The 12573-nt window shown below is 68.3% G+C and carries 15 protein-coding genes; 11 read left to right on the top strand and 4 right to left on the bottom strand.

Features of this window, described 5'->3' with window-relative positions:
• The 10 genes from AC1C2R_RS14290 (at position 1) to AC1C2R_RS14245 (ending at position 9277) form a co-directional block, all read left to right on the top strand.
• A complete protein-coding gene (locus AC1C2R_RS14290) occupies positions 1-1047 on the top strand; it encodes an ATP-dependent DNA ligase (protein ID WP_495353132.1) in 1047 nt (348 codons plus the stop codon).
• A gap of 145 nt (positions 1048-1192) precedes the next feature.
• Positions 1193-1357 (top strand): hypothetical protein, encoded by a 165-nt coding sequence (locus AC1C2R_RS14285; protein WP_495380341.1) that lies wholly within the window; start codon positions 1193-1195, stop codon positions 1355-1357.
• The gene (locus AC1C2R_RS14280) at positions 1354-1626 is read left to right on the top strand and encodes a hypothetical protein (protein WP_495353130.1); all 273 of its coding nucleotides are present in this window, start codon (positions 1354-1356) and stop codon (positions 1624-1626) included. Before AC1C2R_RS14285 ends, AC1C2R_RS14280 begins: the two co-directional genes overlap by 4 nt.
• 87 nt (positions 1627-1713) lie before the next feature.
• Positions 1714-2412 (top strand): TMEM175 family protein, encoded by a 699-nt coding sequence (locus AC1C2R_RS14275; protein ID WP_495353129.1) that lies wholly within the window; start codon positions 1714-1716, stop codon positions 2410-2412.
• Positions 2413-2472: 60 nt separating this feature from the next.
• Positions 2473-5895 carry a DEAD/DEAH box helicase gene (locus AC1C2R_RS14270; protein ID WP_495380340.1) on the top strand — a complete coding sequence of 1141 codons (3423 nt, stop codon included), beginning with the start codon at positions 2473-2475 and terminating at the stop codon, positions 5893-5895.
• Between the two features lie 113 nt (positions 5896-6008).
• On the top strand, positions 6009-6713 hold the full coding sequence (locus tag AC1C2R_RS14265; protein WP_495353127.1) for an energy-coupling factor ABC transporter permease: 705 nt from the start codon (positions 6009-6011) through the stop codon (positions 6711-6713).
• Positions 6710-7018: a PDGLE domain-containing protein gene (locus AC1C2R_RS14260; RefSeq protein ID WP_495353126.1), complete on the top strand. Its 309-nt coding sequence runs from the start codon at positions 6710-6712 to the stop codon at positions 7016-7018. The genes AC1C2R_RS14265 and AC1C2R_RS14260 overlap by 4 nt, the downstream gene beginning before the upstream one ends.
• A complete protein-coding gene (cbiQ, locus tag AC1C2R_RS14255; RefSeq protein ID WP_495353125.1) occupies positions 7008-7685 on the top strand; it encodes a cobalt ECF transporter T component CbiQ in 678 nt (225 codons plus the stop codon). The genes AC1C2R_RS14260 and cbiQ overlap by 11 nt, the downstream gene beginning before the upstream one ends.
• Entirely contained in the window at positions 7682-8428 is a 747-nt protein-coding gene (locus AC1C2R_RS14250) for an energy-coupling factor ABC transporter ATP-binding protein (protein ID WP_495353124.1), read from the top strand. Before cbiQ ends, AC1C2R_RS14250 begins: the two co-directional genes overlap by 4 nt.
• A 222-nt stretch (positions 8429-8650) precedes the next feature.
• Positions 8651-9277, top strand: coding sequence for a VOC family protein (locus AC1C2R_RS14245; protein ID WP_495380339.1), 627 nt, complete (start codon positions 8651-8653; stop codon positions 9275-9277).
• 81 nt (positions 9278-9358) lie between these two features.
• Here the strand turns inward: AC1C2R_RS14245 and AC1C2R_RS14240 are convergent, their stop codons facing one another.
• The 3 genes from AC1C2R_RS14240 to AC1C2R_RS14230 all read right to left on the bottom strand — a co-directional run bounded on the left by AC1C2R_RS14240 (position 9359) and on the right by AC1C2R_RS14230 (position 11028).
• Entirely contained in the window at positions 9359-9895 is a 537-nt protein-coding gene (locus tag AC1C2R_RS14240) for a hypothetical protein (RefSeq protein ID WP_495380338.1), read from the bottom strand.
• Positions 9896-10146: 251 nt separating this feature from the next.
• On the bottom strand, positions 10147-10302 hold the full coding sequence (locus AC1C2R_RS14235; protein ID WP_495380337.1) for a hypothetical protein: 156 nt from the start codon (positions 10300-10302) through the stop codon (positions 10147-10149).
• A gap of 102 nt (positions 10303-10404) precedes the next feature.
• Positions 10405-11028, bottom strand: a complete 624-nt coding sequence (locus AC1C2R_RS14230) for a TetR/AcrR family transcriptional regulator (protein WP_495380336.1) — start codon at positions 11026-11028, stop codon at positions 10405-10407.
• Between the two features lie 87 nt (positions 11029-11115).
• On the opposite strand from AC1C2R_RS14230, the gene AC1C2R_RS14225 reads away from it, so the two are divergent.
• Positions 11116-11787, top strand: a complete 672-nt coding sequence (locus tag AC1C2R_RS14225) for a DUF998 domain-containing protein (protein WP_495380335.1) — start codon at positions 11116-11118, stop codon at positions 11785-11787.
• Positions 11788-12007: 220 nt separating this feature from the next.
• Here AC1C2R_RS14225 and AC1C2R_RS14220 read toward each other — a convergent pair whose 3' ends face one another.
• Positions 12008-12568: a dihydrofolate reductase family protein gene (locus AC1C2R_RS14220; protein ID WP_495380334.1), complete on the bottom strand. Its 561-nt coding sequence runs from the start codon at positions 12566-12568 to the stop codon at positions 12008-12010.
• Positions 12569-12573 lie beyond the last annotated feature (5 nt).

The raw sequence follows: 12573 nt of genomic DNA, 5'->3' as shown, positions 1-12573 counted from the left end.
ATGGCGCCCACCGAGATCGTCGCTCCCATGCTCGCCAAGGCCGTGCCGACCGTGCCCGAGCCCGACTCCGTTGCCGGCGGTCTCGCCTACGAGCCGAAGTGGGACGGCTTTCGCGGCATCGTCGCATTCGACGGCGAGCACGTCGAGATCGGCAGCCGCGGGGCGAAGCCGCTCACTCGGTACTTTCCCGAACTCGTGGAGGCGTTCGCTCGCATGCTGCCCGGGCCGTGCGTGCTCGACGGCGAGATCGTGGTCGCCGCCGGGCCGGCCGGCAGCGCGCGCCTCGATTGGGAGGCGCTCTCCCAGCGCATCCATCCCGCTGCGAGCCGTGTCGAGATGCTCTCCCGAGAGACGCCCGCGATGTTCGTCGCCTTCGACCTGATCGAGGAGGCCGGCGTCTCGCTCATCGACGAGCCGTTCTCCGCACGCCGGGCCGCACTCGAACGACTCGTCGGCGAACTCGGCGACCCGATCAGCTTGACCCGCATCACGAGAGACGTCGCGCTCGCGCGTCGCTGGTTCGAGGAGTTCGAGGGCGCCGGGCTCGACGGTGTCGTCGCCAAGCCGCTCGCGGCACCGTACTCCCCCGGCAAGCGCGTCATGCTGAAGGCGAAGCACCACCGCACCGCCGACGTGGTCGCACTCGGCTACCGCATCCACGCCTCGGGCAACGGGGTCGGATCCATCCTCCTCGGCCTGTACGACGACTCCGGGCAGTTGCGCAACGTCGGCGGCATGTCGGCATTCAGCAACGCGCGGAGACTCGAGTTGATCGACGAACTCAAGCCCTACGTCGTCCGCGACGACGACGGCGGGGCCGTTACCGGCGAGACCGAGCGCAGCCGCTTCTCATCGGGCCGCGACGTCTCCTTCGTGCGCCTGCGCCCCGAGCTCGTCGCCGAAGTGCGTTTCGACCAGCTCGAGGGCGAGCGTTTTCGGCACACGGCCCAGTTCGAGCGCTGGCGCCCCGATCGCGAGCCCCGCTCGTGCACATTCGAGCAGATCGATCGTCCGGTCGCGTACGACCTCGGCGAAGTGCTCGGCTGAATCTGATCGCCTGAACCGTCTCGGGCTCCGCGAGTAGCATGCGCCCCTCGAAGGGTCAATCCCCTGTCGATGCCGACTCCGCGCGCGTACGTTCGAAGATGTCGGCTCCGATGCCGCAGCCGACTCGAACGAGGAGTACACACCGATGAGCGATCCCGCCCCTTCCGTATCGCGCCCGGAGGACGAACTCGACCAGGCCGTCGATGCCGTCGAGCAGCACCAGCAGGCCGAAGAAGACGCCGACCCGAACGAACAGGTCGTCGTCCGCGACCCCGAGACGGGCCGCACGAGCGAGGAGCCGGCACAATGAGCTCGATCCTCGACGAACCCGCACACGATGAGCGTGCCCGGCGCTCGCACGGACTTCCGCCGATCGGACTCTGGTGGCCGATGCTCGAACGCCCGCTGCAGATGGAAGTGCTCGAGAACCTCGATGCACCGCTCCGAGCCGTCGTCGTACGCCGCATCTTCGAGCTCTGCGAGCTCGAGCCCGGGAGCACCCCGAACCTCGGCGTGCGGCTCGGCGAGAACGAGCGCGCGTACATCGCCGGCTGGATGCACGCAGCCGACTGGGACTGACGCCGATCCGACTGACGCCGATCCGACTGACGCCGATCAACGGCGGGTCGGGCGCTGAGCGGCGCGCGCCCGCGGCAGACTCGACCCGTGAGCGCGACAGCAGAGCCCGAGCGAACGTACGGACGGGATTCAGTCGAGTTCGCACGAACCTTCGCGTTCCTCGACGCCGTCTACGCCATCGCGCTGACCCTGCTCGTCGTAAACATCGACCCGCCCGCGGCATCCGACTGGAAGAGCCCGACGACCCTGCTCGACAGCGGACTCGGCTGGCAGCTCCTCGGTTTCGCGATCAGCTTCGCGGTGATCGCGGTGTTCTGGCGGGTGAATCATCGCATCGTCGCCGGCTTCGACGCGATCACCTCGGCCACCATCGTGGTGAGTCTCGTGGCGATCGCCTTCGTCGTGCTCATCCCCTTCTCGACGCAGGGCATCAGCGACTCCGAGACCGCCGACCAGCCCCTCGCGGTGTCGGTGTACGCGCTGAACATCAGCGTGGCCGTATTGGCCCAGGCCGCGGTCTTCTTCGTGGCGCGTCGCGATGGCGTCCTGAAGGATCCCCTCCCGCGCCGAGCCGACACCGTCAAGCTGCTCGACACCCTGACGACTCCGGCTGTGTTCCTCGCCTCCATTCCCATCGCGTACCTGTTCGGCACCGATTGGGCGCGGTACACGTGGGCGCTCCTCATCGTCATCAGTCCGCTCACCGGGAGATGGGCGGCGCGTCGAATCGCGCGGATCCGGGCTTCGGCGAGCGCGCATCCGTCAACGCCCGTCGGCACGCGCTGAACCCTTCGCCGTGCAGCGGAACCGTCCACGAGTGTCTGCGAGGAGTGCGACGATTGAAGGATGACCGTCGACACGTACCCGTTCGTGGAGGAGCTCGCGATCGCCAGGTTCGTCGGTCCGCTGGCCCTGAGCCGGGGGCGCACGGTCGAGCGCGCCGGGGGCGTCGTCTCGCTCACCTGGGATCCCGCGCATTTCCGGCTGAGCGCCGACGTCCGCGGAACCGCGCCCGAGCCCTACCGCTCGAGTGTGAAACTCGACCTCGGCATGCCGGGGCGTGCAACGATCCTCGCGGGTGCCTGCACGTGCCCGGTCGGCCGCAACTGCAAGCACGTCGCCGCGACACTGCTCGCTGCCGCCGAACATCATCGCCGTGCGCAGTCCGAGGCCGCGGAGTCGGCGTCGCGCGATGCCACGAGCGCGGCGGAAGATGGATGGCGCGGCGAGCTGGCGGCGCTCGCGGGCGCAACCGGCGGTTCGGGCGAAGCGGATGCCGCCGCCCCGCGCAAGCCGTTGGCGCTGCAGTTCGAACTGCGTGAGCGCGTCGCGCGTCGCGGGAGCCGGCGCCAGTCGGCTCGCGACGAGCCGGCGTCGTCTGCGGCATCCGTCGACCGTCTCGCGGTTCGTCCCGTCACGCGCGGGACGCGCGGCGGCTGGATCAAGAGCAACCTCACGTGGCAGAACGTCGGGTTCCAGGGGCGCGCTGGCGGGTTCGACCCGGCGCAGGCGCGTTGGTTCGCCGAGTTCTCACTGCTCAAGGGCGCGCGGCATTCCGCGTTCGCCGAGTTCGGATCGGCGTGGATCTCCCTCGACGAGTACGAGAGCCACACACTCTGGGCGCTGCTCGAGGCGGCGCCCCGCCTCGGCATCGGGCTCGTCGCTGCCACGGCGCGGGGCATTGTCGACGTCGCGGGGGCCGCGGTGATCGGCCTCGACGCTCGTCGCGGCGAGCGCGAGCCCGCGCCCGCGGCCTCGGCTGCCGCCGCGAACGGCCTCGATGTCGAGCCGGCGACCACGGCCGGCCTCGAGCCCGAGCCGGAGCCCGATCTCGTGTTGACACCTTCGGTCACCGTCGACGAGCGGGTGTACCCCACCGACCTGGTGCGACTCATCGGCGACCACGGCGTCTACGTCTACGACTTCGCCCGCGGCACGATCACGCTCGCGCCGCTCGCCGCGCCATTGACGCCCGCCGGGCGCGCGGCGGTTCGGCGCCGATCGCCGATCGTGGTTCCGTCGGCCGAGGTCGCGGCGTTCGTCGAGCAGCAGTACGCGCCGCTCGCCCGATCGCTCAAGCTCGGCAGCGGCGACGGAAGCTTCGACCTGCCCGAACTTCCGCCCGCGACCCTCGTCGTCACGATGCATCATGAGCCGCAGCACGTGGTGCGACTCGAATGGGAGTGGGAGGCCGACGGCGGGCGGCGATTCGCCCTCGACGCACCCGACGCCGAGTTCCACGACCCCGAGCAGGAACGGCTCGTCGCAGCATCCGCTGCCGCTGTACTCGCCGACGACCCGGCCGGGCTGCCCTCGGTGACCTCCGGTGCAGAACCCGTGCTTCGTGCCGGGGCGGTGCTCCGCGGCCTCGCGAGCGCCGAGTTCACCGCGCGACTGCTGCCGCGACTGCAAGAACTCGAGCGGCTGCGCGTCGACGTCGTCGGCGATCCGCCGGCCTATCGTGAACTCGTCGAGGCGCCGAAGCTCACGGTCACGACCGTCGAGAGCGAACGCACCGACTGGTTCGACCTCGGCGTCGTCGTCACCGTCGAGGGCAAGCGGGTGCCGTTCGGGCCGCTGTTCAGTGCGCTCGCCAAGGGGCGGGCGAAGCTCATGCTGATCGACGGCACCTACCTCTCGCTGAAGCAGCCCGTGTTCGACCCGCTGCGCGAGCTCATCGAAGAGGCCGGGTCGCTGCGCGAATGGGAGGTCGGGCTGAGCATCAGCCGCTACCAAACGAGCCTCTGGGCCGAGTTCGAAGACCTCGCCGACGAGTCGGAGACGGCCGTCGCCTGGCGTGAGACGGTCGCGGGGCTCCGCGCAGCCGACCGGGTGGAGGAGATCGCGCCGCCTGCGGGGCTCGCCATGGAGCTTCGGCCCTACCAGCTCGCGGGCTACCGCTGGCTCGCGTTCCTCCATCGGCACGGGCTCGGCGGCATCCTCGCCGATGACATGGGCCTCGGCAAGACCGCGCAGACGCTCGCGCTGATCGCGCACGTACACGAGACGAGCGACGAGGCCACCCGCCGGCCGTTCCTGGTCGTCGCTCCGACCTCCGTCGTCTCGAACTGGGCGATCGAAGCCGCACGCTTCGTGCCGGGCCTCCGAGTCGAGTCGGTCACCACGACACGGGCGGCGAGCCGCACTCGACTTGCGGATGTCGCGGCACGCGCCGACATCATCGTCACGAGTTACGCGATCCTGCGCCTCGACGCCCCCGAGTTCGCGGGCCTCGACTGGGCCGGTCTCGTGCTCGACGAGGCGCAGTTCGTGAAGAACGCGTCATCGAAGGCGAATGCTGCAGCACGCGACATCCGTGCCCCCTTCAGGCTCGCCGTCACCGGCACGCCCGTCGAGAACAATCTCATGGAATTGTGGGCGCTGCTGAAGATCGTCGCGCCCGGACTGTTCCCTTCGGCTCGCGGGTTCGCCGAGCGATTCGCCCGGCCGATCGAGAACGACCACAACGCCGATCGGCTGACGACGCTGCGCCGCCGCATCCGCCCGTTCATGCTGCGCCGTACCAAAGAGGTCGTCGCACCCGAGCTGCCGCCGAAGCAGGAGCAAGTGCTGACCGTGCAGCTCGACCCCGAGCATCAGCGCATCTACGACGCGTTCCTGCAGCTCGAACGGCAGAAGCTGCTCGGGCTCATCGAAGATCTCGATCGCAACCGGTTCACGGTGTTCCGATCGCTGACGCTCTTGCGCATGCTGAGCCTGCATGCCGGGCTCATCGACCCCGAACAGTACGCCGACGTGCCGTCGGCGAAGCTCGACGCACTGTTCGAGCAACTCGACGAGGTCGTCGCCGAGGGGCACCGCGCGCTCGTCTTCAGCCAGTTCACGTCGTTCCTGCGGCTGGCCGCCGCCCGGCTCGAGGCGGCAGGGGTGCCGTACGCGTATCTCGACGGATCGACGACCAGACGGGCCGACGTCATCGCGAAGTTCCGCGAGGGCGACGCACCGGTCTTCCTGATCAGCCTGAAGGCGGGCGGGTTCGGCCTGAACCTCACCGAGGCCGACTACGTCTTCCTCCTCGACCCGTGGTGGAACCCGGCGAGCGAGGCGCAAGCCGTCGACCGGGCGCATCGCATCGGGCAGTCGAAGTCGGTCAACGTCTACCGCATGGTCGCCGAGGGCACCATCGAAGAGAAGGTCATGGCGCTCAAGGCGCGCAAGGCGAAGCTCGTCTCCTCCCTCATGGACGACGGCGAGCTCTTCAGCGAGACGCTCACGGCCGACGACATCCGGGGGCTGCTCGGCGGGTGACCCGCCGACGGTACCGCCTTCCCGACCGGGCCTAGCCCGCTGCATCGCATCGGGCTATCGTGGGGCCAGGGGGACGAGGGACCCGTTTCGGGTTCCGCGGAGGGGGCTGGGCCATGCATGTACCCGATGGATTCCTGGACATACCGGTGTCGATCGCGACCGGAGTCGTTGCGGCGGGGGCGATCGGAATCGCACTCACCCGGGCCCGCAGGGAGATCGTCGACGATCGCAAGGCCCCGATGGTGGGCATCGTCGCGACCGTCGTCTTCGCGGCGCAGATGATCAACTTCCCGGTCGGGGCCGGCACGAGCGGCCACCTCATGGGCGGGGCGCTCGCCGCCGTGCTCGTCGGCCCATGGACGGGCGTGCTCTGTCTCGGCGTCGTGCTCATCGTGCAGGCATTCCTCTTCGCCGATGGCGGCATCACGGCGCTCGGCACGAACATCACGCTCATGGGGGTGGTGACCGTGGCCGTCGGCTGGGGGGTGTTCCGCCTCATGATGCTGGTGCTGCCCGGTAGGCGATGGTCGGTCGCTCTCGCCGCGGGTCTCGGCGCCCTCGTCTCGGTTCCCGCCGCCGCTGCGGTATTCGTCGGTCTGTTCGCGATCGGCGGCCACGTCGACGTGCCGCTCGACGCCGTGTTCGCGGCGATGGTGGGTTGGCACACCGTCATCGGGCTGGGCGAAGCCGTGATCACGATGCTCATCGTCTCGGCCGTGTTGGCCACCCGTCCCGACTTGGTCTACGGGGCCCGATTCGCGCGTGTCGACGGTCGATCACTCGATACCGCCATCACTCCGAAGGAGGCGTCCGTATGAGCAGACGCCGCATCTCCACTCGAGCGTTCACGATCGGTGCGCTCGCATTCGCTGTGCTGCTCGCGTGCATCGTCAGCCTCTGGGCCTCGAGCCACCCCGACGGCCTCGAATTCGTCGCCGAGTCGAACGGATTCCTCGGCGCCGCCGAGGACAGCGCCACCACGGGAAGTGCGCTCGCCGACTACGGCGTCGTGGGAATCGCCAACCCCTGGCTGTCGGTCGCGATCGCGGGCGCGGTCGGCTGCGCGGTCACCTTCGCCCTGGCCTGGCTGATCGGGCGGGCGTCGAAACGACGTGCCGGCTGACGTGGCCACTCCCGCCGGCGTGGAATGGGGCTATCTGAACGGCAGCTCCCCGCTCCACCGAGCGACCGCACGCAGCAAGGTGCTCGCACTCATCGGCTTCGCCCTCATCGTGGTGGCGACCCCGCGCGAGTGGTTCGCCGCGTTCGCGGTCTACGCGGGGGTGCTCATGGCGCTCGCCATCAGGGCACGGATCCCAGCCGGATTCATCGCGCGAAAGCTCGTGTTCGAGGTGCCTTTCGTGGTGTTCGCGATGCTGATGCCGTTCATCGCGACCGGACCGCGTGTCGAGGTGCTCGGCCTGTCACTCTCGATCGGGGGGCTCTGGGGTGCCTGGGCGCTGCTCGTGAAGGCCACCCTGGCGCTCCTCGCATCCACCGTGCTGATCGCGACGACACCGCCGCGCAAGGTGATCCAGGCGTTCGAGCAACTGCGCCTCCCCCGTGCGCTGACCTCGATCATGGGGTTCATGCTGCGCTACCTCGACCTCATCATCGAAGAAGGGCGGCGCATGCGCACCGCACGGCTCTCGCGCGGCTTCCAGGCGACCGGCCCGGCGTCGTGGAAGGTCATCGCGCGCGGCGTCGGCAGTGGTTTCGTGCGGGCGCACGGCCGGGGCGAGCGTGTGCACCTCGCGATGCTCGCCCGCGGCGGGGAGGGCGGGGCGTGAGTGCGATCTCGGTTCGCGGCCTCGGCTTCGCCTACCCCGACGGCACCGAGGTGCTGCGCGGCGTCGACCTCGAGGTCGAACCGCACGAACGCGTCGCCGTGCTCGGCCCGAACGGGGCGGGCAAGACGACCCTCATGCTGCACCTGAACGGCATCCACGCTGCACAATCGGGTTCGGTCTCGATCGGCGGCCTCACGATCGACCGCACCACGGTGCGCGAGGTGCGCCGGCGCGTCGGTCTCGTGTTCCAGGATCCGGACGACCAGCTCTTCATGCCGTCCATCGGCGAAGACGTCGGCTTCGGCCCGGCGAACTACGGCGTCACCGGCCCCGATCTCGAGATGCGGGTCGCCGCCGCGCTCGAGCGTGTGGGTCTCGCCGATCTCGCCGAGCGGGCACCGCAGCACCTGTCGCTCGGCCAGCGTCGACGAGCCGCGATCGCCACGATCCTCTCGATGGACGTCGACGTCGTCGTGCTCGACGAACCCACGTCGAACCTCGACCCCACCGCGCGGCGCGAACTGTCGACCGCGCTCGACGCGCTCTCGTCGACGATCCTCGTGGTGACGCACGATCTGCCCTACGCCCTCGAGTTGTGCCCCCGCGCCGTGATCCTCGACGGCGGCAGGATCATCGCGGACGGACCGACGAGGGAGATCATGGCCGATGCCGCGAGCATGGCCGCGCACGGCCTCGAGCTGCCGTACGGCTTCGACCCGACGGTTGCGCCGCCGCGGGCCTGACCGGTCGCGCTCTCCGGCGGATTCGCGTACGCGAACTGGGCGGCACCCAAGTGGCGCGCGCTGAAGGCGCGCAAGGCGAAGCTGGTCTCCTCACTCATGGACGACGGCGAACTCTTCAGCGAGACGCTCACGGCCGACGATATCCGGGGCTGCTCGGCGGGTGAGCTGCATCGAGCAGATCTGAAGAAGCGGCCGCGAGGGCGGGCGAATAGCGTCACTGTCATGAACACACTTACGACTCAGACGCTCATCGATTCGGTCACGCTCGAAGTGGCCGACGTGCCCGCCGCCGAGCGCATTCTCGCCGCCTTCGGACTCGGCACTCACGTCCGCGTTCGCGCCACGGATGCCCCGAGCACCGGGTTCCGCGGATTCACGCTGTCGCTCATCGTGGCGCAGCCCTCCACCGTCACGAGCCTCTTCGAAGCGGCGCTCGCCGCCGGCGCCACGACGCTGAAGCCCGTCGAGAAGTCCATGTGGGGCTACGGCGGCAGTCTCCAAGCCCCCGACGGAACGATCTGGAAGGTTGCGACGTCGGCGAAGAAGGACACCGGCCCGGCGACGCGGCAGATCGACCAGATCGCGCTGCTGCTGGCCGCCGACGACGTGGCCGCGAGCAAGCGGTTCTACCTCGACCACGGCTTCACCGTCGGCAAGAGCTTCGGCAGCTACGTCGAGTTCGCCTCACCGGCCAGTGCCATCAAGCTGGGGCTCTACAAGCGCCGCGCCCTCGCCAAGGATGCCGGCGTCCCCGCCGACGGCACCGGATCGCACCGGATCGCCATCGGCAGCGATGCCGGGCCGTTCACCGACCCCGACGGCTTCGTCTGGGAGGCCGCATCGGCGTGAGCCGGGCGGCGCGGCCGCCGTCTTCACCTGGATGGTCACCTGAGGTGCCCGTTCTCATGAACGAGCCGGTGCCGTACCCACTCAGTTGTCCGGCACCGGCTTCCGACTTTGCAGTCTGGCTTGGCCGGGGCGCACCCCAGCTCGAACGAGAAGCCCGACCACCCCCGACGAACCGAATACCGACGCAAGTTGCCCGATGATACGGCCGACAAGGGTCACCGCGAGCACGCCGACGATCAGGTGCTCGGTCGAGAACACCAGCAGGGACACGGCGAAGAGGGCAACAGCTGAAGTCATGGCTGCGACAGCGGAGAGCAGGACGGGCGGGAGCCGCCGTCTCGAGCCGAGCAAGAGATAGGTCAGATCGAAGGCTGCAGCGGCGACGGTCAGTGGCACCAGCATGAGGAGCCCGATCGGGCTGACTGCGGCGACAAGTACGCCCGTCAGGACCGCTGTGAGCGTGGCAGTGCCATGCTGGCCGGTGAATCTTCGCGCGGTGTACGGCATCAGGCTGTGCAAGCCGGCAAGCACGGCGTACGCCGGTGGGAAGGTGGCTGCCAGGGCCGCGGTGAACGGCGCGACCGCGAAATAGAGGAGGACCTGAACGGCGGCGAACACGGCGCAAGTGAGGAGAACGCGAGTCGTCAACCACTGCCGCCGACGAAATCGGGGGCGATCGTCTTCGACGCTCAAGTAGCCCTCTCTCCCACTGTGCTTTTGGCGTCAACGTTCGATTCCCGGCGACGAACGGTGGTGCACGTGAATTCTCGCATGTCGGTCGGGCCCGGAGCCTCGGACGACGCGCCGCGGCCCGCCTGCTGCGTCGAGCGACAGGCGGGCCGGCGGATCGGCGGATCGGTGGCGTGAGGCTACTCGGTGGTCGCGCGTCGGCGACGGGCGATCAGGAGCACCCCGACGAGCTTGTTGAGCTCGGGCGCCAAGTCGACGACCTCCTGCTGTCCTGGAGGCGACGAGAAATCGTTGATGAGGACCCCGAGCGTCGCGTTATCCTCGCCTTCATGCACGCCTTCCCCTCGCAGCCGTGACGCCGTAGTAGACGAGTCGAGCACAAACCGGGGAGTATTCGCGCAACGCAGGAAGACGTCACCTTCGAGGAGCGCGAGCGGCTAGGCCGCGTACGCGACAGCGAAAGCCTCAGCGCCGGCAATTGCGCGGCGACGCACGCGCGCCCTCGGCGGCTGTTCTCCGGTGAACATTCCGCGATCGAGGTCGGCACCCATGACGAGGAAGGCAAAGTGCTCAGCCGCCAATTGAGGCTCAACGGCGCGCAGAGCGCCGGCGCGCATCATCATCTCGAAGTGCTCGGCCAACGCGGCCATGACAGCTTCGGGTGCGCGTGAACGGTACTCGATCACCAGTTCCGGGAAGTAATGAGACTCCATCACGAGTAGGCGGCGCAGTGGAAGCACAGGACCGAGCAGGGTGGCCTCCGCGAGGCGCAGGCCGATCTGCGCGAGGTGCTCGACCGAGGCATCCATACGCCGGACGTTCGCGGCCAGGGAAGCGGCGAATGCGTCTGCAATTTCGATCGCGGACAGGATAGCTGCCCGGAAAAGATCCTCTTTGCTGGCGTAGAGGTTGTAGATGGTGCGTTTGGCGATTCCCGCCGCTGCCCCCACGTTCTCTACCGTCGCAGCCTGGTAGCCGTCCTCCAGGAAGACCCGTCGCGCTGCCTCGAGGATCAGGGCGCGCGATCGGATGACCCGCGGATCCTCGGTGCTCTGCGCCATGTCGTTCCTCTCCGGTTGCACGATCTTGTCGTCGATAGCTATGCTAGCGCGGAGTGCACTAATGCACTCCAAAGTGCAGGAGAAAGAATGTCCGAGAATCCCGATTTCGATCGCGGCGCCGCCGTCACGCGCAGTCTCCTTGGCTGGGGCGTTGTCGCCGGCCCCTTCTACCTGGTCGCCAGCCTGGTCCTCGCCCTCACCCGTCCGGGCTTCGACCTGACCCACCACGCCCTCTCGCTCCTGACTCTCGGCGACCTAGGCTGGCTGCAGCGAACGAACCTGATCCTGACCGGGCTGATGGCGATCGTCGCCGCCTTCGGGGTTGCCCGGGCGGTGCGCAGTGGCCGCGGCCTGGCAATGCAGGTGCTCATCATTGTGTATGGCGGCGGGCTCATCCTGAGCGCCGTCTTCCCCCCTGACCCTGTCGAAGGATTCCCTCCCGGCTCGACCGGGGGTGAGTTCGGCTTGAGCGGCATCCTGCACCTGCTCTTCGGAGCGCTCGGTTTCGTCGCAATAGCCGCCGCTGCCTTTGCTCACGCCGGGTGGAGCCGCAGCATTGACGCCAAAGGGCGCGGGAACGTAAGTGTGATCCTCGGCTGCGTCATCGTGGTCGGCTTCTTCGGCGGAGCCGTATTGGCGACCAGCCCGGTCGGCGTCGCACTCTTGTGGATTGCCGTGCTCGCGCAGTTCACCTGGCTCGCGCTCGCATGCTCCCAGATCTACGGCTGGTCCCCGCATCCCTCTCGATCACGCCGCTAGCCAGCGCTGGAGCGTCACCACGCTGCATTCGTTTCACGACGCGCGTATCTCCGGCGGACGCGAGCCCCGTTGCGATGGTGGCGTCGGCCTCGGCACACTCCCGAGTAGCTCTTCGAGAAGATGGTGGTCACCGGGATTAGCGCATCCACAGGGGTCAACCGCTGACGTCAGCTGACCATCAGAGCGATCACCCCTGTGAATGTAGCCGTGTCCGCGCAGGTCAGCGTGCGACGTCGTAGACCGCCCGCACGACCCCGTTCGCATACGGCTTGTACTCGACGAGCTCCAGCTTGGCGAGACCCACACCGTCGGTGTCATCGAACAGTCGCTTACCCGCACCCAGCAGGACAGGAAAGACGAGCAAGTCGTACCGATCAATCAATCCCGCAGCCGCAAGGCTCTTGACGAGCGTTGGACTGCCGGGAACATAGATGTCACCGCCGTCGCTCTCCTTGAGACGCTGCACATCATCCAGCGCGCGCAGCACAGAAGTGTTGTTCCACTCCGGGTTCTCGAGAGTTGTGGACACAACATACTTCGGCATCGCGTTGTAGCCCACGAACTCCTCCATCGTCGGCCACACGGGCGCGAACTCGTCGTAGCTAATGCGGCCCATCAGCAGCGCGCTTGCCGCGTCCTGCTGACGCCCCTGGTCTTCGTACATCTTTTCGTCTGGCTCCACCCGCTTGAATGTCCAGCCGGCCTCCGGGTGGTCGCCGCCCCCTGGCGAGTCGACAACACCGTCAAACGAAATGAACTCCGAGATGACTAACTTGCGCATTATGC

This window comes from Agromyces sp. Y182, assembly GCF_059445385.1.
Note: the sequence above shows the minus strand (reverse complement) of the source record. Positions and strands in the feature narration are given on the sequence as shown.